Source organism: Sporosarcina koreensis (genome assembly GCF_001531445.1).
GTDB classification, from domain to species: Bacteria; Bacillota; Bacilli; order Bacillales_A; family Planococcaceae; genus Sporosarcina; species Sporosarcina koreensis_C.
The window spans coordinates 1-243 of record NZ_LQYA01000374.1 but is presented as its reverse complement, the minus strand read 5'-3'; the positions used below and the strand labels follow the sequence as shown (position 1 = coordinate 243).

Annotated in this window: 1 protein-coding gene; it reads right to left on the bottom strand. The window is 37.9% G+C overall.

Annotated elements, in window-relative coordinates; translation table 11 throughout:
• Positions 1-125 (bottom strand): plasmid recombination protein (locus AWV70_RS23300; RefSeq protein WP_201024475.1); only part of this gene is annotated, 125 nt, incomplete at its 3' end.
• Between the last annotated feature and the right edge of the window lie 118 nt (positions 126-243).

Here is a 243-nt window from a genome sequence, read left to right as displayed (position 1 = left end):
TCATTTGATTTGTCTTTATCAATATCGGGGTTCGTCTTACTTTCCCGCTCTCTTTGATTGTGAAATTGAATCCCTTTTAAATCATGTGACTTCATTTTTTGCATTCTACAAACTGCATAGCTCATCATTTTTCAGCTCCATTCACGAGGTACAAACGTGTACCTGTTTTCGGTCAACTTCCATGTAAAGTATAACACACTATACTTTACATTCGTAAAGGTGTGCTCTCCGAGGGTCAGAACA